This window comes from Micromonospora rosaria, assembly GCF_001567585.1.
GTDB lineage: Bacteria > Actinomycetota > Actinomycetes > Mycobacteriales > Micromonosporaceae > Micromonospora > Micromonospora rosaria.
In genome coordinates, this window is the sequence record NZ_LRQV01000128.1 from 1 (window position 1) to 20,583 (window position 20,583).

Here is a 20,583-nt window from a genome sequence, read left to right on the forward strand (position 1 = left end):
CGGCTCCAAGGTCTCTCGGAGGCCCACCTCAAGGGCGGTAGCGTTTGGGACATAAGTGCCCGGGTCGCACACCTTGTCCGGCACACTGCCCCGCCGGGATGGCCGAAGAGGTACGCGACTGGCTCGACACCCTCGACGCGACCACGCACGCCCGGGTCGGGTAGGCCATCGATACCCTCGCTGAGGCCGGGCCTGGGCTTGGACGACTGGTACCGCGAAGCCATCCCCGTGGCGGAACAGCGCTACGAGATCTACCTGAAAGAACGCGCCGAGGAGGAGGGCGGTCAGCCGTGAGCAGCTACGTCCGCTGGAAAGACATCCGCCCCGCCCACGTCGAGCGCGCCGGGGGCGAGCAGGCCGTCGAAGCCGGCAAGCAGGAACTGCTCGCCACCGTCGTCGGACACCGCCTCGCCGAGGTACGCCGCAGCAGCTGGGCTGACCCAGCAGCAGGTGGCCAACCTCATGGGCGCCACCAAGGGCCCCATAGGCTTTGGGGTTGGACCTGGCCTGGGCCTGCTTGTGGACGTGGTTGCCGGTCTTCTTAGCCTCGTTGGCGGCCTTGTTGCTGGTGGAGTTGACCTTTGCGGCGGCTTTTTTTGCCGCCTGGGCTGCCTTCTTCGCTCGTTCGATGGCGGCTTTCTTGGCTGCCAGGGAACTATCGAAGGGCTGCACCGTTGCTGCAAGAGCGCAGGCTTTGGGCGTTTCCCGGCTCGCATCTCCCAGAAGTCATCGCGGCTGCAGCGTAGATAGTTGCTTTTTATGATTTCTCGATGATTGCGTGATATTGGGTAACCGAATTTCAGCTCGTCCTTCGCGTCGCCCGCGCCGCGAGGCGTCAGAAACTCTCGCAAGAAATTGCCCATGCAGCACTAACCGAGCATCGCATCCTCATCGAACCCAAGCTCGACCTCAATTCGCAAAGCCACTGCCGCATGCCATCGAATCACGCCTGGCCACCCATCCTTAGTCATTTCTTCAAGGAACTTGTTTGCCTCATCCGTCTCCAGTTCACTAAGGGCAAATATGGCCTTCTGACTCAACCAATATGCGGGTGAATCAGAGTCCAGACGGCGCCGCAACGTTCGAAATATCACACCTGCGCTCTCGACAGCTTTAACCTCACCGAGAATATCAACCAGATCCTCCTCATTGAGCCCACTTTCACCCCTGTCCAGCAGCTCGGACAACACCTCACTCAGGCCGACAACTCGAAGCGCAGCAGCCAAATTCGAGAATCGTCCAACCCTACTCCAATCACACTCGTTCGCAGCGTCCCGTATCCAGCTCACCAGCGACTGGGACACTTCCGGAAACTCATCTTTAACGCGTTCAGCAATAGCGGCAGTGACTGGGCCTTGAGAGATTATACGATCCACCACTCCTGCCGCTTTATTCGACTTTCGAACCATCACCAACCCTCAATCCTGCGGAAGCGAACAATATTATCGTTGAAGACGTGAACAGATCCAGTCCTCAATCCGAATGCCTCAAAGCCGCGCTCGGATTTCAAGTGCACGGAATCCTTGTCTTGACCAATTACTTTCGGCAGCTTTCCAACAGCCATGAGCGCGTCCCGGGTACCGTCTTCTACGTTGTACTCAACCAATACAGTGTATTTTTCAGCGTTGCGCCCACCCCGACGCGAAGTGCGGTCCCTCAAGCCTTCTAGGTATGCACGAGATTGGGTCAGGGGCCACCCCCGACGGCGCGACCTGGGCCACCAAGAAGTTCGGCGAGACCGGTCCCATCGGGTTCAGCGCGGCCGGCGCCAGCCACTTCACCTACTCCTTCGAGAGCATCGGCGCGACGCCGGTGACGGCCACCGGCGGCAAGGCCACCGTGCCCAACCTGGCCCCCCGGCACGCCGGACCGACCACCCTGCAGGTGTACGCCTTCGACGCGGCCGGCAACCGCAGCGTCCGGACCGACTACACCTTCTACGTGCCGCCGGGCTCGACGGCCGACCGTCCCGGCGACACGACCGGGGACGAGATCCCCGACCTGCTGCTCGTCGACGCCACCGGAAACCTGCGCAACTACGCCGGTGACGAGGGCGGGGAGCTGTACTCCTGGCTCGCCGCCTCGTACACCAGGGGCAACCAGTTGAACCCGCCCGGCCACTGGTACGACCCGGGCACCGGCACGGCCGCGCTGATCACCAAGCACTCCGACACGTACCCGGGCGACGGCATCACCGATCTCTTCGCCCGTACCCCCGACGGCCGTTTCTGGCTCTACCCCGGCGACGGGTACGGCAGCTTCGACGTGGACCGGCGGCTGCAGGTCCTGCTGCCGCCCGGCACGCCGAATCCGGCGACCTGGACCCAGATCAAGGCGATCGGGGACGTCACCGGCGACGGCCGCCCGGACCTGGCCGTACGGGCCGGCACCGCGTTCTGGATGCTCGGCGGCTACACCGGGGCCAGCTTCCAGGAGGCGACCCTGATGGAGGGCACCGCCTGGGCCCGCCGCGAGGTCGTCAACGTGGCCGACACCGATCTGGACGGCACCCCCGACCTGGTCTGGCGCAACCTGGACAACGGCAACATGTACATCCGCCACGGCCGCCCCGGCCCGACCGCCGGCAGCGTCGACCTGAACTCGCTCAAGCAGGCCGCCAACTCGCGCGACGGTGACGTCTCCTACGGCACCGGCTGGTCCGAGGGGGCGATGAGCGCGGTGATCGCGATCCCCGACGTCAGCGGCGACCAGGTGCCCGACCTCTGGGTCCGATCCGGTACGGACGGCCAGATGCGCGTGTACCACCCCTCCACCACCAGCGCCGGGGTCCCGATGAAGGTCGTCCTGGGGGACAACTGGAGCGGGATGAAGTCCTTCGGCTGACCACTCGGGCGGTGCTGCTCGCACCCGGTGCCCGGCCGTGTCGCGCGTCCGGCGTGACGGTGTGTCGCGGCCCCGAGGCGATAGCGCGGTGGCGAGGTACCGCAGGCGCATGACCGCGCCGCCCGCACCGATCCGACAGGCCGTCGAACCGGCGGGCCAGGAGGGCCGTAGGTCGGGTGCCAGTCTGCACCGACCTGCGGGAGGTACCCCGGTGGAACACCGACGACCGATCGACGAGGACGACCAGCGTGGCGCGTACCCCGGTCGCGCCGAGGCGGAACGCGAGCGGCGGCAGGAGGCGGACGAGCGGCTGCGGCGGGAGGCCAGCGACCGCATCCAGAACGAGAAGGACCTCGACCGGGTGCGGGGAATCCTCGCCGACCACGGCGAGCAGGACTCGGTCGAGTACGCGGAGGCCACCCGGGGGATCCAGGTGGCGCGCGGCGGCAGGCCCTTCACCCGCGCCCATGTCGCGGCGCTGCGCAGCGACGCGATCCACGAGAGCCATCAGCTCGACAGCGCCGGGAGCGCCGACAGCACCGAGAGCAGCGACAGCAGCCGTCGACCGCCTGGCCACGGCCCGGTCGACCAGCAGGACGACCGGCACCGGGCGCGCCGCCGGGCGCGGTGACCGCAGGCGGCCCACCGTGCCGGGCACGGCCACCGGGAGCGCCGGTCGAGGGCGGGCGGCGGCCGGGTCAGGCCGGGCGGCGCAGGAGGAAGGTCTCCAGCTCCTCGCCGCCGTACCAGTCGGTGCGGCGGCCGACGTGGGTCATGCCGAGCCGGCGGGCCACCGCCATCGATGCGGTGTTCTCCGGGTGCACCACGGCGTACACCACGGGGGTGCCGGTGGCGAGTTCCCGGTCGACCAGGGCACGGGCCGCCTCGGTGGCGTAGCCGTGGCCCCACGAGTCGGGGTGCAGGTGCCAGCCGACCTCGATGTCGTCGGTGAGCCGGCTCTCGTCCCGGCCGGGCAGCGGCTTGAGCAGCACCGTGCCGACCACCAGCCCGCTGTCGCGGACCTCGATCGCCCAGACGCCGTACCGGTCGCCGTGGTCGGCGTGCCGTTCCTGCCACCGGGTCACCCGGGTGCGCGCCTGGGCCGGGTCGGTCAGCGGCAGGTTGGCGGAGGCGCCCAGGAAGCGGGCGATCTCGGGCCGGGAGTACATGTCGTAGAGCCGGGCCAGGTCGGCGGGGGCCTCGGTCCAGTTACGCAGGACGAGTCGTGGGGTGGCGGCGATCGTCATCTGCGTGATCGTAATGCGTGCCGGACGGGTGGACGGGGAAGAGAGTCGCGATGGGCAGCGGATGGCAGCGGGCGCGGCGGATCACCCGGGCCGCGTTCCGTCCGGTACGGGGGCGGGACCTGTCACTGCACGCCGCCGCGATCACCTTCTACGGGGGGATCGCGGTGGTACCGGTGGCGCTGCTGGCGATCTGGCTGACCGCGCTGCTGGCCGGCGGGGAGCGGGTACGCCGGCTCACCGCGTACGCGGTGGACACGCTGCCGAACGCGATCGGCGCGCCCCGCGCGGTGGAGGCGCTGGTCACCGCCGGGGTGGAGTTGACCCCGCTGCTCGCGTTGGCCGCCCTGCTGCCGGCCTCGCTGTACGGCGAGGGGTTCCGCCGGGCCTTCGTCTCGGTGGCGCGCTCCGACGGGGACGAGTCGCTGGTGGGGTGGCGGGGCCGGGTGCTGCTGCTGCCGCTGCTCGCCCCGGCCCCGGCGCTGCTGCTGAGCATCCTCATCGCGCTGCCCACCACCACCCGGCTGGTCCGGGAGGGCGGCTGGGTGGGGTTCCTCGGCATCGTGCTGTCGTTCCTGGGGGTGTGGCTGGTGCTCACCCCGGTGCTGCTCTGGGTGTTCCGGGTGGTCGGGCCGGCCTCCCCGGACTGGCTCTCCGCGCTGGCCGTCGGGTCGTTCACCGCCGCGAACCTCGCCGGGTTCCTGCACGGGTTCGTGCTGTTCTGCTCGCTGCCGCTGGACCTGGGGGTGCCGTTCGGCGGGTTCGTCGAGATCGGTGCCGGGGTGGCGGTGCTGCTCTGGTTGTACGTGTTCCACGTGATCGTGCTGGCCGGGTACTCCGCCACCCTGGCGCTGTCCGACTGGCGGGCCCGCCGGGCCGGAGCCGGCACACCGGCCTCCGACCCGGCCTGACCGCCGGCCGCGTCCCGCAGGCGACGCCGCCGCGCTTCTCAGGCGCGGAACGGGCCGGTGACCTCGTACGTGATGCCACCGCTGCCGGCGCTGGCCCCGGAGGTGCCGCGCTGGGAGGAGAAGTACAGCCGCCGGCCGTCGGGCGAGAACGCCGGGCCGGTGATCTCCGACGAGTTCTGCCCGGCGATGCGCAGGATCGGGGCGACCACCCCGGCCGGCGTGATGACGTTGATCTCCATGTTGCCGCCGTCCTCGGCCACGTACAGGTCACCGCCGCTGGTGCCGGTGATGTTGTCCACCCCGGTCAGCGGCGCGGTGCCGGCGGGCACCAGGTTGTCGTCGTACGCCAGGTCGATGCGCTGGTTGACCGCGTCGTACGCCCACACCCGGTTGTCGCCCTTGGTGGTGAACCAGCAGGTGCCCCGGTCGTACCAGCAGCCCTCCCCGCCGTTGAAGTGCTTCGCCGCGCTGACCTGGAGCCGGGTGGGGACCGGGATGCCGTCCCGGTCCGGCACGTCCCGCCAGGTCACCGGCCCGGCGACCTGGTCGGTGGGGCCGCAGAGCACCTGCAGCGTGCCGGTGCGCAGGTCGCCCCAGGTGTCCGGGACGAACCGGTAGAAGCAGCCGTCGGACTCGTCCTCGGTCAGGTACACCACCCGCCGGTCCGGGTCGCAGGCGGCGGCCTCGTGCGTGAACCGGCCCATCCGGGTCCGCTCCTCGGCCTGCCGGCTGCCGTCCGGCCAGGTCTCGAAGACCCGCCCGAGGGGCACCTCCTCGCAGGAGAGCCAGGTCCCCCACGGGGTCGCGCCACCGGCGCAGTTCACGTTGGTGCCACCGAGGATCCGGTACGCCGAGGCGATCGACCCGTCGGCGGTGAACCGGATCGCCGAGGCGCCCCCGGCCACCGGGATCTCCGAGTTGGAGACGTAGATCCAGCCGGTACCGGAGCGGAAGCAGGCCCCGCCGTCCGGGGCCCGGTGCCAGGCGTACGAGGTACCCGGCACGTTCTGCCCGGAGCGGGCGATCACCCGGCTGGTGAACCCGGCGGGGAGGTGGATGCCGTTGGCGTCGGCGGCGAGCAGCGCCCCGTACGGGCTGGGGCCGGGCTGGGCGACGGCGGCGAACGCCTGCTGCCACAGCGCGCCGGCGAAGGTGGCGGTCCCCGCGCCCAGGACTCCCACGCGCAGGACGGTACGACGATCCATGGATACCTCCCGATGAGTCGATGCCCGGCCGACCCTAGGCCCGCCGGGCGTCGACCACCCCCGCCGGAGGGTGAACGGGGGGTGACGCTACGCGGTGCCCCGGGCGACCCGGCCCGCCTCCCCACCGCCGCCGGCACCGTCGTCGCCGAGTTCCTCGTCGCCGGCCTCGCGGATGCCCCAGCGGCGGTAGACCCGCCCCAGCGGCCCCGGCGCCCACCAGTTCCACCGGCCCATCAGCCGCATGGTCGCCGGCACCAGCAGGATCCGGACCAGGGTGGCGTCCACCACGATCGCCACGATCATCCCGATGCCGATCAGCTTGAGGTACGTCATCCCGCCGGTGGCGAAGCCGGCGACCACGACGATCAGCAGCAGCGCCGCGGCGGTGATGATCCGCCCGGTGTACTGGAGCCCGGCGGCCACCGCGGCGGTGTTGTCCCCGGTGCGGTCCCACTCCTCGCGGACCCGGGAGAGCAGGAACACCTCGTAGTCGGTGGCCAGGCCGAAGAGCACCGCCAGCATGAGGATCGGGTTGGTCGGCTCGATGAAGCCGGTCGGGGTGAAGTCGAGCAGCCCGGACAGGTGCCCGTCCTGGAACACCCAGACCACCACGCCGAACGACGCCCCGATCGAGACGAGGTTCATCAGCACCGCCTTGATCGGCAGCAGCACCGAACCGAAGGCCAGGAAGAGCAGGACCAGGATGGCCACCGCCATCAGCACGGCCATCCACGGCAGCCGGTCGACCAGGCTGTCCAGCAGGTCCCGGTCGGCGGCGGGCCGACCGCCGACCAGCACCTCCGCGCCCTCCGGGGCGGGCAGCGCGCGCAACTCCCGGACCACGTCGTGGGCCTCCTCCCCGGTCGGCTCGCCCGGGTAGCTCACCGCGAGCAGGGTCGACCCGCCCCGGTTCGCGGTGGGCGTCACGTCGGTCACGCCCGGCACCTGGGCGACCCGCTCGGTGAAGGCGGCCACCGTCTCGGCGGAGGCGCCGGAGACGAGGACGTCGATCGGGGCGACGCTGCCGCCGGGGAAGTCGTCGGCGATCCGCTCGGCCACCTGGCGGGGCGCGGCGCCCGCCGGCAGCACCCGCTCGTCGACCCCGCCGAACTCGACCCGCAGGAACGGCGTGGCCAGCGCCAGCAGCAGCGCGGTCACCCCGATCAGGTACGGCACCGGGCGACGCATCACGCTGTGCGCGATCCGGGCCCACGCGCCGGTCCCGGGCTCGACCGGCCGCTGCGGGCCTCGCCGCCGCCACGGCAGCGGTATGCGCAGCGCGTCGATCCGACGCCCGAGCACCACCAGCAGCGCCGGCAGCACGGTGAGCGCGCCCAGCATGGCGACCAGCACGGCGGCCATCCCGCCGAGGGCGATGGAGCGCAGGAACGCCTGCGGGAAGATCAGCAGGCTGGCCATGGCGAGCGCGATGGTGAGCCCGGAGACCAGCACCGTCCGGCCGGCGGTGACCATGGTACGGGCGATCGCGGCGCTGGTGCTGCGGCCGGCGGCAACCTCCTCCCGGAACCGGCTGACCACGAAGAGCGAGTAGTCGACGGCCATGCCCAGCCCGATCAGCGTGATCACGTTGATCGCGAAGATCGACACGTCGGTGAAGAGGTTGACCACCCGCACCGCGACGAACGCGCCGAGGATCGCCACCCCGCCGATCAGCAACGGCATGGACGCGGCGATCAGCCCACCGAAGATCAGCACAAGCAGCACCAGCAGCACCGGCATGGAGATCAGTTCGGCCCGGAAGATGTCCCGGGTGGTCTGGGTGTTCACCGTCTCCAGGAACGCCACCGCCCCGCCGACCTGGGTGCGCAGCCCCGGCGCGTCCAGCAGCGGACGCAACTCCTCGTACGCGGCGAGCTTGCCGTCCTCGTCGGGGGCGCGCAGCTGCACCAGCGCGTACGTGGCCCGCCGGTCGGTCGAGACCAGCGCCGGCGCCTGGGTGTCGTACCAGGTGGTGACCGTGGCGACGGCGGGCTGCCCGCGCAGCCGGTCGACCGTGCCGGCCACCGGCTCGGCGAAGGACGGCTCGTCGACGCTGGCGTCGGTCGCCGACCAGAGCACGATCAGGTCGGCGCCCTGCGGCCCCAGTTCGGTGGCGATCCGCTCGGCCGCCCGGCTCGACTCGCTCGCCGGGTCGTCGAAGCCGCCCCCGGTGAGCTGCCCGAAGACGCCCACTCCCCAGGTCGACCCGAGCACCACCAGCGCCACCGCGGCGGCCAGCACCCCCCACCGGGCACGCACCACCGCCCGTCCCCACCAGGCGAACATTTTTCCTCCAGTAAGGAAGGGCCCCTTGTTAACGCATACGGTAGAGAGGGGTTCCCCTCTCACATCTGGGGGGCACGGGGTGGGGCAGAGCGACGCTAGGCTTCCCGCCATGAACCCTGAGTTGCCGTCCCGGGCGGACGTCGTGATCGTCGGGGCCGGGCACAACGGGCTGGTCTCCGCCGTCCTGTTGGCCCGCGCCGGGCTCGACGTGCTGGTCCTGGAGGCCGCCGAGGTGATCGGGGGCGCCACCCGCACCGAGCGCCCCTTCCCGAAGGTCCCCGAGCTGCGGCACTCCACCGGGTCGTACCTGCTCGGCCTGATGCCGCCGGAGCTGCTCGCCACCCTCGACGTGCGGATCCCGGTGCTGCGCCGCGACCCGCACTACTTCCTGCCCACCCCGGGCGGCCCCGGCTCGCCGTACCTGCTGATGGGCAGCGACCGGGCGGCGACCCGGCGGCAGCTCACGGAGTTCTTCTCCCCCGCCGACGTGGCCGCCGACGACGCCATGCAGGCCGAGCTGGCCGCGCTGCGCGACGACCTCGCGCCGGCCTGGCTGGCCGAGCCGCTGCCGGTGGCGGAGACCGCCGAGCGGTACGTCCGCCCGGCGCTGCGCCAGGTCTTCGTCGACCTGGTCGACGGCTCGGTCGCCGACTACCTGGCCCGCTTCGAGTTCCGCTCCGAGCTGCTGGTCAGCATGTACGCGGTCACCGACGGCCTCTCCGGGCTCAACGCCGGCCCGGACGACCCGGGCACCGGGCACAACTTCCTGGTGCACAACATGTGCCGGCTGCCCGGCGCGGACGGCACCTGGATGATCGCCGAGGGCGGGATGGGCACCGTCTCCCGGACCTTCGCCGACGCCGCCCGCGCCGCCGGGGCCACCATCCGCACCGGTACGCCGGTCACCGCGATCACCCTCTCCGGTGGCGCGGCGGAGGGCGTGCTGCTCGCCGACGGCCGGCACGTCGCCGCCCCGGTGGTGCTCGGCGCCTGCGACCCGTACCGGCTGATGGAGCTGCTGCCCGACGGCGCGCTTCCGGCGCCGCTGCACGAGCGGATGACGGCGGTCCGCCGCACCGGCACCACCCTCAAGCTCAACCTGGCGCTGACCGGGCTGCCCCGCTTCTCCTGCCTGCCCGAGCAGGCGGCCAGCCCGTTCGGCTCCACCATCCACCTGCTGCCCGGGTCCGCCTCGCTGGTCGGCGGCGAGGGCGAGCCGCCGATGGCGGCGCTGCGCGCGATGTGGGCCGACGTGCGGGCCGGGCGGCTGCCCGCCGAGCCGACCATCGAGTGGTACCTGCACACCACGGTCGACCCGTCGCTCTCCGACCCGGCCGGGCACCACTCGTCGGCGCTCTTCGTCCAGTCGGTCCCGTACGAGCTGGCCGGCACCACCTGGGACGCGGCCCTGCCCGGGTACGTCGACCGGCTGCTGGAGATCTGCGAGCGGTACGCCCCCGGCACCGCCGACCTCGTCGCCGACGCGGTGCCGCTGACCCCGCCCGGGATCGAGGCGCATTTCGGCATCACCGGCGGCCACATCCACCACGTCGACAACACGGTCTCGTTCACCGACCGGATGCCGTACGCCACCGGGGTCCCCGGCGTGTACGCGGGCAGCGCCGGCTGCCACCCGGCGGGCAGCGTGATCGGCGCCGCCGGCCACAACGCCGCCCGCCGCATCCTCACCGACGTGTAAGGAAGGGCCCCCTGTTAACGCATACGGCAGAGAAGGGAGCCCTTCTCACCACCCGCGGCCGAGCGCAGCCGCAGAGCGAGCGCGGCGCCCGGCGGGCGGGTCAGGCGGTGGTCTTCTCGGCGCGGATCTTGTGGCCGACGCTGGTCAGGCAGCGGCCCGACGGCAGGTCGAACTTCCAGCCGTGGAGCTGGCAGGTGAGCTGGTCGCCGTCGACGATGCCGAACCGGCTCAGGTCGGCCTTCAGGTGCGGGCAGCGCCGCTGCACGGTCCAGTCGCCGAGGGTGATGTCCTCGGCGTCGACGGCCCGCTCGTGCTCGTCGTACCAGCCCTCGGCGTACTGGAGGCGCTCGGTGGAGAGACACTTGAAGAAGGCGTACACGAACTCGTTGTACTGGCCGATCCGGGCGGCGGAGAACCGGCAGGAGAGGAAGAGCGAGTTGACCCAGTCCACCTCGCCGATGTGCAGCAGGTGCTCGACCAGCGCCCGCTCGGTGCGGAACCGGTACCGGACCTTCTCGTCGGCGTACGGGCGGACCTGCTTGCCCGGGAAGTCCACCACGATCGACTCGACGCTCTCGCCGTCGTACCCGACGAGGTCGAAGCGGACCGGCCCGCCGACCCCCTTGGCGAGGTAGATCGACTCCTCCAGCAGCGGCTCGACCCGCCGCTTCAGCTCCTTGAGCACGTCGACCTCGGGGTGCCGCCAGGACGCCTTCTCCGCCTCGATGATCGGCCGCTTGCGCTCGCGCATCTCCTCCAGGTGGGCGACCTTGTTGGCGAAGAACTCCTCGACCGGCTGCGGGTGGGTGGTGGTCGCGCCGGAGGTGGTGACCTCCGCGACGCTGCCGGGCAGCAGCACGATGCCGTTGGTGCCACCGACCTTGGCGTACTCGGCCAGGAAGACCGACTGGTCGGGGAAGATGTTGCCCTCGTCGCCGTGGATGTCGTTGAACTGCCACAGCTCGTCGTCGAGGAAGCAGGGTGGGCCGGCGATCGGGAAGACGTGGTCGGCCTTCAGGTCGTCGATGTACCGCCAGGTCCGGTCGAACTGCCGGTCCCGCTTCTGCTTGCCGAAGGCCGTCTTCGCCGACTGCGGCAGCTCGTAGACCATCGGGTACCAGATCGCGCCGGAGAACTGGAGCAGGTGCGCGTGCACGTGCCCCAGCTCGGCGAAGAGGCTCAGGTCGGTCGGCCGGGCGTCGTTCTGGTTGAGCAGCCGGACGCCGTCGTACTCCACCCAGAGCGAGGAGTCGCCGATCGGGCCGTCGGTCGGGCTGGTCAGCGCCTGAATCATGATCTTGAGCCCGCCGTCGAGCTCCACGACCTGCTCGTTGGGGGCCTTGAGGAACTTCGTGAAGCCCAGCTCCCGCAGCTCGTCCTCCATCTCCGAGGTGGGGAACTCGGGGAGCAGCACGGTGGCGTCCTTGGAGACGTACCGCCTGAGGTGGGCCGCGTCGAAGTGGTCCCGGTGCAGGTGCGAGACGTACAGGTAGTCGACCTGGCCCAGGGCCTCCCAGTCGAGCAGCGAATTGTCCGGGAACGGGAACCACGAGGCGAAGTACGCGGGATTCACCCACGGGTCGCACAGGATGCTGCCCGCGGCCGTGTCGATCCGCATGCTGGCATGTCCCGTACCGGTCACTCGCACCGCAGTCTCCCTCAACAAGCGATAAGGCGTACGTCAGAACGCTACCGGAGGCAGTGTGGCCGCCGGCCCGCGACGCCGGTAGTGACCTTCGACCCCCTCCCGGGTCCCGACCGGCACCCGCAGGTGGACCCTGCGCAGCGGCGGGGGCGGGGCGTGCCAGACTGATCGGAGATCGGACGAGCGAGGGAAGGACCGACAGTGGCTGGAAGCGAGCCGGTGACGTCGCCAGATCAGCACAAGCCCGGAAACCGCAAGGCCGGGCGGATCGGTGCCGTGGTCACCGCGTTGGCGATGCTTGCGATGCTGTGCGGCAACCACGAGGGCCGGGTCGAGGATCTCTGGCTGGTCGGCATTGCCGTCGTACTGCTGGGCATCGTCATCGGCGACGTGGTGCTGCGCCGCAACGGCCTGCGGTCCTGATCCCGGCGGTCTCCTGACCCCTGCCGGGCCCGACGGGCCTGCTGGCCCCCCGCCCGACGGCCCTGCCGGAGCAGACGCCCACGGCGAGGGTGGTCAGCCAGCGACCAACCGCGTGCACCCGGAACCAGCGACGGCCCGCTCCCGGAACCGGGGCGGGCCGTCGTTCGTCGGGTCGCCGACGGGCGGCGCGGGCTCAGCGGCCGAACAGGATGTCCTGCACGTCCTTGAGCGCGGCGTCGACCTCGGCCTCGAAGTAGCCGCCGGGCACCAGCCCGAAGCGGAGAGTGTCCAGGTCCTTCGGGTTCACCGGCATCGGGCCACGCCCGGCCATCCCGCTGAGCAGGCTGTCGAAGAAGTGGTCCACCTGGTCCGGGTCGTACCCGCTGCCGAAGCGGCGGGCCTGGAAGCTGCGGCGGATCTGGTCGACCCGGTGCAGGTCGCTGCCGGGCGGACCGGCCATCGGCGGGCCGGCCACGGCCGGCGGCCCCGCCGGTCCGGGACCGGGGGCGCCGGGCGCGGGCATCGGCGGGCCGGCGGGGCCCTGCTGCGGTACCGGGGGCGGGCCGGCCGGACCCCGACCACGCAGCTCCCGCAGTTCCCGTTCCGGCATCCGGATCTCGGCGGTCATGTCCGTACGCCCGTGCCGGCCGGCCGCGAAGCCGTCGAACCGGGGCTCGTCCGGCGGGCCGTACCCGTCGCGGGGCTCGTCCGGGCCGTACCCGCTGGGGCCGGCCGGCAGCCCCCGTGGCGGCGGACCGCCGTACGGGGCACCCGGGCCGGCACCCGGGCCACGCGGCGCGTCGTACCCGCCCCGCGGTGCGTCGTACCCGCTGGCGAAGGCGCCGCTCGGCTCCTCGTACCGGCCGCCGTACCGGTCGGCCGGCGGCCCGGCCTGCGCGGGCGTGGGCCGGGGCGGCATCGGCTGCGGCCCGGCGGTCAGGCTCCGGTCGTCGCGCATCGGCGGGCCCATCCGATCCGGCGGACCCATCCGGTCGGGGGGACCCATCCGATCCGGCGGGCCGAGCCGGTCCGGCGGACCCATGCGGTCGGGCGGACCCATCCGGTCCGGCGGACCCATGCGGTCAGGGGGCCCCATCCGGTCGGGGGGACCCATCCGGTCCGGGGGGCCGAGCCGGTCGGGGGGACCCATCCGGTCGGGGGGACCCATCCGATCCGGCGGGCCCATGCGGTCCGGCGGGCCCATGCGGTCGGGCGGACCCATCCGGTCGCGCGAGTCACCGTGCCCCGGGGCGCCGCCGCGCTCCTCCAACTCGGCCAACTGCCGCTCGACGCGGTCCAGGTGCAGGTCGACCTGCCACTCGTCGTAGCCGTTGAAGCGGACCCGGAAGACGACGTCGTGGACCTCCTGGGAGGCCACCGGGGCGCCGACCGGCCGCCCGTCGAGGGTGGCCTCGACCCGGTCCAGGAAGGCGTCCACCTCGTCGACCTTGTATCCGCGGCGGAGCGCCTTGCGCCGGAACCGCTGCCCCTGACTCGCCACTATGTCTCCTGGTCCTGTTCGCTAAGCCCGGTCACGCCGTAGCCTCCCGAGGGGGCTCGGTGTCCCGCTCCTCGGCGGCGGCGAGCTGCCCACACGCCCCGTCGATCTCCCGTCCCCGGGTGTCCCGCACGGTGGTGGACACGCCGGCGGCCCGCAGCCGGCGGACGAACTCCCGCTCCACCGGCTTGGGACTGGCGTCCCACCGGCTCCCCGGAGTGGGATTGAGCGGGATCAGGTTGACGTGGGCCAACCGTCCCGCCAGCAGCCGGCCGAGCAGGTCGGCCCGCCACGGCTGGTCGTTCACGTCTTTGATCATGGCGTACTCGATCGACACCCGGCGGCCGGTCCGATCCGCGTAGTCCCACGCCGCCTCCAGCACCTCGGCCACCTTCCAGCGCTGGTTGACCGGCACGAGCTCGTCGCGCAGATCATCATCGGGCGCGTGCAGGGACAGCGCAAGGGTGACGGCGAGGTCTTCGCTGGCCAGCCGCTGGATGGCCGGGACCAGACCGACGGTGGAGACGGTGATGTGCCGCTGCGACAGCCCCAGCCCCTCCGGCGGCGGGGCGACCAGCCGGCGGATCGCGGCCACCACCCGCGAGTAGTTCGCCAGCGGCTCGCCCATCCCCATGAAGACCACGTGCGACAACCGGGGCGGGGACCCCGACACCGCCCCGGAGGCGGCCACGCCCGCCAGGTAGACCGCCTGGTCGACGATCTCCGCGGTGGACAGGTTACGGGTCAGCCCGGCCTGGCCGGTGGCGCAGAACGGGCAGGCCATCCCGCAGCCGGCCTGGCTGGAGATGCAGACCGTCACCCGATCGGGGTACCCCATCAGGACGCTCTCCACCAGCGAGCCGTCGTGCAGCCGCCAGAGCGCCTTGCGGGTCGCGCCGTCGTCGCAGGCCAGCTCGCGGACCGGGGTGAGCAGGGTGGGCAGCAGCCGCTCGGCGAGCCGGTCGCGGGTGGCGGCCGGCAGGTCGGTCATCCGGGCGGGGTCGCGGACCAGCCGACCGAAGTAGTGGGTGGAGACCTGTCGGGCCCGGAAGGCCGGCTCCCCCAACTCGGTCACGGCCTCCTGGCGCCCGGACAGGTCCAGGTCGGCGAGGTGGCGGGGGGGCATGGCCGGCCGGCGGCCGGGCGCGTCCGGCGTAACGGGAATCAGGGGCAGACTCGTCATGACCCGACCAGTCTCCCACGTCGCGGGCGAGACGCACCTGTCCGGAGGGGCCGAACCGCACCTGGTCGCCCGGCCGGAAGCGGACGCTCGGCGTGATTCATCCCTCAGCCCACCACCGGTACGAGGACCGCCAGGATCAGGTACGCCGTGGGCACCGCGAAGAGGACCGAGTCCAGCCGGTCCATCAGGCCGCCGTGGCCGGGCAGCAGGTTGCTCATGTCCTTGATCCCGAGATCCCGCTTGATCATGGACTCGGCCAGGTCACCGAGGACCGCCGCGGCGGAGACCGCCACCCCGAACAACGCGCCCCACCAGGGCGCCACGTCGAACAGCAACCAGATCAGCACGGCGCTGCCCAGCGCCGTGGCGGTCAGCGAGCCGGCGAAGCCCTCCCAGGACTTGCTCGGGCTGATCGACGGGGCCATCTTGTGCCGGCCGAGGTTCGCCCCGGCCGCGTACCCGCCGGTGTCGGAGAGGACCACCGCCACCAGGGTCACCAGCACCCGCCAGTGCCCGTCCCCGGGCACCGCGGCCAGCAGGGCGGTGAAGCCGCCGAGGAAGGGCACGTAGACCGCGATCAGCAGGATCGCGAGCAGGTCCGGCCGCAGGTTGGCGCGACCGTCGCCGAGCCGCCAGATCGTCGCGCCCAGCACGGTCACCAGCAGGCCGAGGGTCAGCGCGTCCGGGCCGGCCCACCAGGCCAGCCCGATGGTGAGCACCCCGCCGGCGACCAGTGGCACCGCCGGCGGGTGGGCGCCACGGCGGCGCACCGCCCGGGTCATCTCCCAGATGCCGACCCCCACCGCGCCGGCGATCACCGCGAGGAAGGCGGGCGGCCAGGTGAAGAGCGGAACCAGGATGAGCGCGCCGAGGCCCAGGCCGACACCGATGGCCGCCGGCAGGTTGCGCCCGGCCCGGCTCGACCGGGGCTGCTGCGTCGGGGGCCGTTCGGCGCTCGCCCGGCGACGGCCCGGCCCACGTCGGCCGGCCGGCGGGTGGGTCTCCGGGTCCGGGTCCGGCTCCGGCCGGATCGCGGCGAACTGGGCGGTGGGCCGGTCGTCGTCGCCCCGGTCGACCGCCCCGCCGGGCCGGTCGGCGGCCGGCGGCGCGAGGTGGGCCCGGAGCGGGTCATCGCCGGGGTCGCCCGGCACGTCGAACCGCCGGCCCGGGGCCCGGTCGCCGGCCGGCTCCGGGTACGGACCGCCGGGCGGCCACGGGCCCGCGCCGGCCGGCTCGTCGGGGTACCGGTCGGGGACCTGGCCGGCCGGGCCGGGGACGCCCGCGGGGGGCCCGTCGGCGTACGGGGCGGGGCCGCCACCAACCGGGCGGTCGTCGGCGTACGGGTCCGGACGCCCACCGGGGTACCGGCCCGGGGCGGCGTCGCCGGGTGGGGCGACGGCACGGTCGTCGGCGGATGGGCCGGCCGGCGGCGGAAACCGGTCGGGTGCTCCGGCGGGCCGGTCCGGAACGGCCGTCCGGTCGGGCGTGGCCGTGGGGTGCCGGGCGGCCAGCGGGGCCGGCTCGATCTCGCGGTCCGGCCAGGGCAGGGCGGGGCGGTGCTCGGGGCGGTCCCAGCCGCGCGGTTCGAGGCCGCTGTAGGGGTCGAGGTGGGACATCACGTACCGAGCGGACGCGATACAGGTACCACCACAGGACGCAAGAACACGATCATCCCCTACCGGCGCGACTGTTCGGTTCGATGTGGCCCGTCCGACGGACGGGCGACTCCCGTCGTCCACCCGTTGGCGGCCGGGAATCGTGCCGAGCCTACTGCACCCGCCCGACGGGCCGGGTGGACGATCGCCCGGTGGAGTGACCCCGCCACGTACCGCCCGGAGGTCGACGACCGTGGCACCGGGGCCGCGCACGAGGGTGGCGGGCGCTCCGGTGCCACGGGTTCCGCCGGTCGGGCCGGCGCAGGGCGCTCAGACCTCGAGCAGCTCGGTCTCCTTGTGCTTGACCATCTCGTCGACCGTCGCCACGTACCGCTGGGTCAGGTCGTCCAGGTCCTTCTCGGCGCGGCGGCCGTCGTCCTCGCCGACCTCGCCGTCCTTGACCAGGCGGTCCAGCTCTTCCTTGCCCTTGCGGCGGATGTTGCGGATGGCGACCTTGGCCTCCTCACCCTTGTGCCGGGCCACCTTGATCATGTCCCGGCGCCGCTCCTCGGTCATCTGCGGGAGCAGGATGCGGAGCTGGTTGCCCTCGTTGTTCGGGTTCACCCCGAGGTCCGAGTCGCGGATCGCCTTCTCCATGGCGCCCAGCTGCGAGTTGTCGTACGGCTTGATGATCACCATGCGCGGCTCGGGGACCGCGATGGAGGCCATCTGGGGCAGCGGGGTCGGGCTGCCGTAGTAGTCGATGATGATCTTGGAGAACATGGCGGCGTTGGCGCGACCGGTACGGATGGCGCCGAACTCCTCCTTGGCGTGCTCGACGGCACGCTCCATCTTCTCCTCGGCCTCGAGGAGGGTGTCGTCGATCACCGCTGCCTCGCCTCCTTCTCGTGTTCGTCGTGGCTGGTGGTCTCGGCGGGCCGCTGCGGTCGCGGTGCCCGGTACGTCCGGCCGGTCACCGGAGCGCGCCGTCGGTCCGGGTGCGCTCAGGCGGTGATCAGGGTGCCGATCCGCTCGCCACCGACCGCGCGGATGATCGTGTCGTCGCCCTGAGCGCCGAAGACCAGCATCGGCAGGCCGTTCTCCATGCAGAGGCTGAACGCGGCGGCGTCGGCCACCCGCAGGTTGCGGCGCAGCACCTCGGAGAAGGTGATCGAGTCGAACTTGCTGGCGGTGGGGTCGACCCGGGGGTCGGCGGAGTAGACGCCGTCCACCCCGTTCTTGCTCATCAGCACGACGTCGGCGTGGATCTCCAGGGCGCGCTGGGCGGCCACCGTGTCGGTCGAGAAGTACGGCATGCCGGCGCCCGCGCCGAAGATGACCACCCGGCCCTTCTCCAGGTGCCGGATCGCGCGCAGCGGGATGTAGGGCTCGGCGACCTGGGCCATCGTGATGGCGCTCTGCACCCGGGTCTCGATGCCCTCCTTCTCCAGGAAGTCCTGGAGGGCGAGACAGTTCATCACGGTGCCGAGCATGCCCATGTAGTCGGCGCGGGCGCGGTCCATACCGCGCTTCTGCAACTCGGCGCCACGGAAGAAGTTGCCCCCGCCGACCACCACGGAGACCTGCACCCCCCGGCGGGCCACGGTCGCGATCTGCCGGGCGATCGCCTGTACGACGTCCGGGTCGACCCCGATCGCCCCACCGCCGAAGACCTCACCGGAGAGCTTCAGCACCACCCGACGGGACCGGCCGGGTGGTGGCGCGGTCGGATCCTCCGCCCCCAGGCCCCGGTCACTCACAACCTGCGTCATCCGCCCCGCCCTTCCCATCACGCGCGTGCCCTTCGCGCCTGCGTACTGCGAACCTGCCTGACGACCCTATGCGACGAGGAGGCCGCGGTGCCTGTCGCGTACACCGGCGGCCTCCTCGTCGACACGTTCCCACTCCACGGGCGTCCGACGCCCGTGGTACGGCTCAGGCCTGGCCGACCTCGAACCGCACGAAGCGCGTCACCTCGATGCCGGCTTCGGCCAGCACCTGCTTGACGGTCTTCTTGTTGTCGGCGACCGACGCCTGCTCGATCAGGACGTAGTCCTTGAAGAAGGCGTTGACCCGACCCTCGACAATCTTCGGCAGCGCCGCCTCGGGCTTCTTCTCCTCGCGGGCGGTCTGCTCGGCGATGCGCCGCTCGGCGTCGACGACGTCGGTGGGCACCTCGTCCCGGGTGAGGTACTTCGGCCGCATCGCGGCGATCTGCATGGCGACCGCCCGGGCGTCCGAGTCCCCGGCCTCGTCGCTCTTACCGGTGTACTCGACCAGCACGCCGACGGCCGGCGGCAGGTCCTGGCTCTTGCGGTGCAGGTAGACGGCGAAGGTGCCGTCGACCTTGGCGAAGCGGTTCAGCACCAGCTTCTCACCGATTTTGGCGGACTGCTCCTGCACGACGTCGGCGACGGTCTTGCCGTCGAGGGTCGAGGCGAGCAGTTCCTCGGCGTTGGTGGCGCCGCTGGCCTCACCGTGCTCGACGAGCTGCTGGGCCAGCGCGATGAAGGCGTCGGTCTTGGCGACGAAGTCGGTCTCGCAGTTGAGCTCCAGCAGCGCCGTGCCGGAGTGGGCGACGAGCCCGTTCGCGGCGGTGCGGCCGGCCCGCTTGCCGACGTCCTTCGCGCCCTTGACACGCAGGATCTCGATGGCCTTGTCGAAGTCGCCCTCGGCGTCGGTCAGCGCCTTCTTGGAGTCCATCATGCCGGCGCCGGTCAGGTCGCGGAGCCGCTTGACGTCCGCGGCGGTGAAGTTGGACATGACTCTCTCTTCGGTGTTGGGACTGCGTGGGATGGTCTGCCTGGTTACCCGGATCCGAGCCGGATGTGCGCGGCGGACCGGCCGCGCCCCGTCGCCGGTGCCGGCGACGGGGCGCGGAACCGGATCACTCCGCGGCGGCGGCCGCCGGCTGCTCGGTCTTCGGCTCCTCGGTCTTCGGCTCCTCGTCGGCCTTCTTCGGCTCCTCGAGCAGCTCGCGCTCCCACTCGGCCAGCGGCTCGTCGGCGCCGACCTGGCCCGGCTCGGGCTTCTCGTCGGTGCCGCGGCGGCGGCCGGAACGGGCGATCAGACCGTCGGCGACGGCGGCGGCGACGACCTTGGTCAGCAGCTCGGCCGAGCGGATCGCGTCGTCGTTGCCCGGGATCGGGAAGTCGACCTCGTCCGGGTCGCAGTTGGTGTCCAGCACCGCGATCACCGGGATGCCCAGCTTGCGGGCCTCGTCGACGGCGATGTGCTCCTTCTTGGTGTCGACCACCCAGATCGCCGCCGGGAGCTTCTGCATGTCCCGCAGACCACCGAGGGTACGGGTCAGCTTGATCTTCTCCCGGGAGAGCTGCAGGGTCTCCTTCTTGGTGTACCCGGCGGCGGTGCCGCTGAGGTCGCCCAGGGCCTCCAGCTCCTTCATGCGCTGGAGCCGCTTGTACACCGTCTGGAAGTTGGTCAGCATGCCACCGAGCCAGCGGTGGTTGACGTACGGCTGGCCGACCCGGGTCGCCTGCTCGGCGATCGCCTCCTGGGCCTGCTTCTTGGTGCCGACGAAGAGGATGCTGCCGCCCTCGGCCACCGTGTTGCGCACGAAGTCGTACGCCTTCTCGATGTAGTCGAGGGTCTGGCGCAGGTCGATGATGTAGATACCGTTGCGCTCGGTGAAGATGAAGCGCTTCATCTTCGGGTTCCAGCGCCGGGTCTGGTGCCCGAAGTGGACACCGCTCTCCAGCAGCTGACGCATGGTCACGACGGCCATGGTGGGGTACTCCTTGTGATCCCTGGTTGTCCCGCCCGGCCGGCGGCCGGGCGTCCTGGCGCCCGGTCGTCGGCCATGGCGGACCCGACCAAGATCGGGACCAGGGAGGCCGTCGCCCCACGGGACCATGGAGAGGGAACCGTGGAGAGGGCGCGCGAGGTCGACCGCGTGAGGCGGTCGCCAGTCGCCCAGTGTACGCCCCCGTCCGCCGGCCCGGAGAAACGCCCTGCGGAGCGCCTATCGATCATGGCTCCGAGCCCGGTCGATCATGCTCCGGCGGGGGCCGGCCACCGACGACGCCCGCC

Annotated in this window: 16 protein-coding genes and 3 pseudogenes; 7 read left to right on the forward strand and 12 right to left on the reverse strand. The window is 71.9% G+C overall.

Going from position 1 to position 20,583, the window contains the following annotated elements; translation table 11 throughout:
• The first annotated feature begins 98 nt into the window (after positions 1 to 98).
• Positions 99 to 294 (forward strand): annotated as a pseudogene (locus tag AWW66_RS35670) (hypothetical protein).
• A pseudogene (locus AWW66_RS33040) lies at positions 291 to 487 on the forward strand (helix-turn-helix domain-containing protein); the annotation flags it as partial. The pseudogenes AWW66_RS35670 and AWW66_RS33040, both read left to right, overlap by 4 nt.
• 382 nt (positions 488 to 869) lie before the next feature.
• Here the strand turns inward: AWW66_RS33040 and AWW66_RS34005 are convergent.
• A complete protein-coding gene (locus tag AWW66_RS34005; protein WP_157527933.1) occupies positions 870 to 1,412 on the reverse strand; it encodes a hypothetical protein in 543 nt (180 codons plus the stop codon).
• 277 nt (positions 1,413 to 1,689) lie between these two features.
• Between AWW66_RS34005 and AWW66_RS25685 the strand changes: the two are divergent.
• A pseudogene (locus tag AWW66_RS25685) lies at positions 1,690 to 2,844 on the forward strand (FG-GAP repeat domain-containing protein); the annotation flags it as partial.
• Positions 2,845 to 3,055: 211 nt separating this feature from the next.
• Complete coding sequence (locus AWW66_RS25690; RefSeq protein ID WP_067371352.1) at positions 3,056 to 3,475, forward strand: hypothetical protein; 420 nt, start codon at positions 3,056 to 3,058, stop codon at positions 3,473 to 3,475.
• Between the two features lie 67 nt (positions 3,476 to 3,542).
• Here AWW66_RS25690 and AWW66_RS25695 read toward each other — a convergent pair whose 3' ends face one another.
• Positions 3,543 to 4,091, reverse strand: a complete 549-nt coding sequence (locus tag AWW66_RS25695; protein ID WP_067371353.1) for a GNAT family N-acetyltransferase — start codon at positions 4,089 to 4,091, stop codon at positions 3,543 to 3,545.
• A gap of 50 nt (positions 4,092 to 4,141) precedes the next feature.
• Between AWW66_RS25695 and AWW66_RS25700 the strand changes: the two genes are divergently transcribed.
• Positions 4,142 to 4,999 (forward strand): YhjD/YihY/BrkB family envelope integrity protein, encoded by an 858-nt coding sequence (locus AWW66_RS25700; RefSeq protein WP_067371355.1) that lies wholly within the window; start codon positions 4,142 to 4,144, stop codon positions 4,997 to 4,999.
• Between the two features lie 38 nt (positions 5,000 to 5,037).
• Here AWW66_RS25700 and AWW66_RS25705 read toward each other — a convergent pair whose 3' ends face one another.
• Complete coding sequence (locus AWW66_RS25705; protein ID WP_067371357.1) at positions 5,038 to 6,204, reverse strand: alkaline phosphatase PhoX; 1,167 nt, start codon at positions 6,202 to 6,204, stop codon at positions 5,038 to 5,040.
• An 87-nt stretch (positions 6,205 to 6,291) separates the two neighbouring features.
• Positions 6,292 to 8,490, reverse strand: coding sequence for an MMPL family transporter (locus tag AWW66_RS25710; RefSeq protein WP_067371358.1), 2,199 nt, complete (start codon positions 8,488 to 8,490; stop codon positions 6,292 to 6,294).
• Between the two features lie 109 nt (positions 8,491 to 8,599).
• On the opposite strand from AWW66_RS25710, the gene AWW66_RS25715 reads away from it, so the two are divergent.
• Complete coding sequence (locus AWW66_RS25715; RefSeq protein ID WP_067371360.1) at positions 8,600 to 10,189, forward strand: phytoene desaturase family protein; 1,590 nt, start codon at positions 8,600 to 8,602, stop codon at positions 10,187 to 10,189.
• 100 nt (positions 10,190 to 10,289) lie between these two features.
• Here AWW66_RS25715 and AWW66_RS25720 read toward each other — a convergent pair whose 3' ends face one another.
• A complete protein-coding gene (locus AWW66_RS25720; RefSeq protein WP_067371362.1) occupies positions 10,290 to 11,837 on the reverse strand; it encodes a Rieske 2Fe-2S domain-containing protein in 1,548 nt (515 codons plus the stop codon).
• A gap of 198 nt (positions 11,838 to 12,035) precedes the next feature.
• On the opposite strand from AWW66_RS25720, the gene AWW66_RS25725 reads away from it, so the two are divergent.
• The gene (locus AWW66_RS25725; protein ID WP_083978954.1) at positions 12,036 to 12,257 is read left to right on the forward strand and encodes a DUF2631 domain-containing protein; all 222 of its coding nucleotides are present in this window, start codon (positions 12,036 to 12,038) and stop codon (positions 12,255 to 12,257) included.
• Between the two features lie 193 nt (positions 12,258 to 12,450).
• On the opposite strand, the gene AWW66_RS25730 is transcribed toward AWW66_RS25725, so the two are convergent.
• From AWW66_RS25730 to rpsB, 7 genes are all read right to left on the reverse strand, one after another.
• A complete protein-coding gene (locus AWW66_RS25730; protein WP_067371366.1) occupies positions 12,451 to 13,758 on the reverse strand; it encodes a DivIVA domain-containing protein in 1,308 nt (435 codons plus the stop codon).
• A gap of 31 nt (positions 13,759 to 13,789) precedes the next feature.
• On the reverse strand, positions 13,790 to 14,938 hold the full coding sequence (rlmN, locus tag AWW66_RS25735; protein ID WP_067371368.1) for a dual-specificity RNA methyltransferase RlmN: 1,149 nt from the start codon (positions 14,936 to 14,938) through the stop codon (positions 13,790 to 13,792).
• 104 nt (positions 14,939 to 15,042) lie between these two features.
• Entirely contained in the window at positions 15,043 to 16,554 is a 1,512-nt protein-coding gene (locus AWW66_RS25740) for a phosphatidate cytidylyltransferase (protein ID WP_067371370.1), read from the reverse strand.
• A 309-nt stretch (positions 16,555 to 16,863) separates the two neighbouring features.
• Complete coding sequence (frr, locus tag AWW66_RS25745; RefSeq protein ID WP_067371372.1) at positions 16,864 to 17,421, reverse strand: ribosome recycling factor; 558 nt, start codon at positions 17,419 to 17,421, stop codon at positions 16,864 to 16,866.
• Positions 17,422 to 17,537: 116 nt separating this feature from the next.
• Positions 17,538 to 18,305, reverse strand: coding sequence for a UMP kinase (gene pyrH, locus AWW66_RS25750; RefSeq protein ID WP_067371373.1), 768 nt, complete (start codon positions 18,303 to 18,305; stop codon positions 17,538 to 17,540).
• Between the two features lie 163 nt (positions 18,306 to 18,468).
• Entirely contained in the window at positions 18,469 to 19,296 is an 828-nt protein-coding gene (gene tsf, locus AWW66_RS25755; RefSeq protein ID WP_067371375.1) for a translation elongation factor Ts, read from the reverse strand.
• Positions 19,297 to 19,420: 124 nt separating this feature from the next.
• Complete coding sequence (gene rpsB, locus AWW66_RS25760; protein ID WP_067371377.1) at positions 19,421 to 20,278, reverse strand: 30S ribosomal protein S2; 858 nt, start codon at positions 20,276 to 20,278, stop codon at positions 19,421 to 19,423.
• Positions 20,279 to 20,583: the final 305 nt, after the last annotated feature.

What these genes read in the sequence shown, in the direction of transcription:
- AWW66_RS25740 (WP_067371370.1), bottom strand. Translation starts at nt 16,554, where the DNA reads ATGTCCCACCTCGACCCCTACAGCGGCCTCGAACCGCGCGGCTGGGAC.
- AWW66_RS25695 (WP_067371353.1), bottom strand. Translation starts at nt 4,091, where the DNA reads ATGACGATCGCCGCCACCCCACGACTCGTCCTGCGTAACTGGACCGAG.
- AWW66_RS25710 (WP_067371358.1), bottom strand. Translation starts at nt 8,490, where the DNA reads ATGTTCGCCTGGTGGGGACGGGCGGTGGTGCGTGCCCGGTGGGGGGTG.
- rpsB (WP_067371377.1), bottom strand. Translation starts at nt 20,278, where the DNA reads ATGGCCGTCGTGACCATGCGTCAGCTGCTGGAGAGCGGTGTCCACTTC.
- AWW66_RS25715 (WP_067371360.1), top strand. Translation starts at nt 8,600, where the DNA reads ATGAACCCTGAGTTGCCGTCCCGGGCGGACGTCGTGATCGTCGGGGCC.
- AWW66_RS25700 (WP_067371355.1), top strand. Translation starts at nt 4,142, where the DNA reads ATGGGCAGCGGATGGCAGCGGGCGCGGCGGATCACCCGGGCCGCGTTC.
- AWW66_RS25705 (WP_067371357.1), bottom strand. Translation starts at nt 6,204, where the DNA reads ATGGATCGTCGTACCGTCCTGCGCGTGGGAGTCCTGGGCGCGGGGACC.
- tsf (WP_067371375.1), bottom strand. Translation starts at nt 19,296, where the DNA reads ATGTCCAACTTCACCGCCGCGGACGTCAAGCGGCTCCGCGACCTGACC.
- pyrH (WP_067371373.1), bottom strand. Translation starts at nt 18,305, where the DNA reads ATGACGCAGGTTGTGAGTGACCGGGGCCTGGGGGCGGAGGATCCGACC.
- rlmN (WP_067371368.1), bottom strand. Translation starts at nt 14,938, where the DNA reads ATGACGAGTCTGCCCCTGATTCCCGTTACGCCGGACGCGCCCGGCCGC.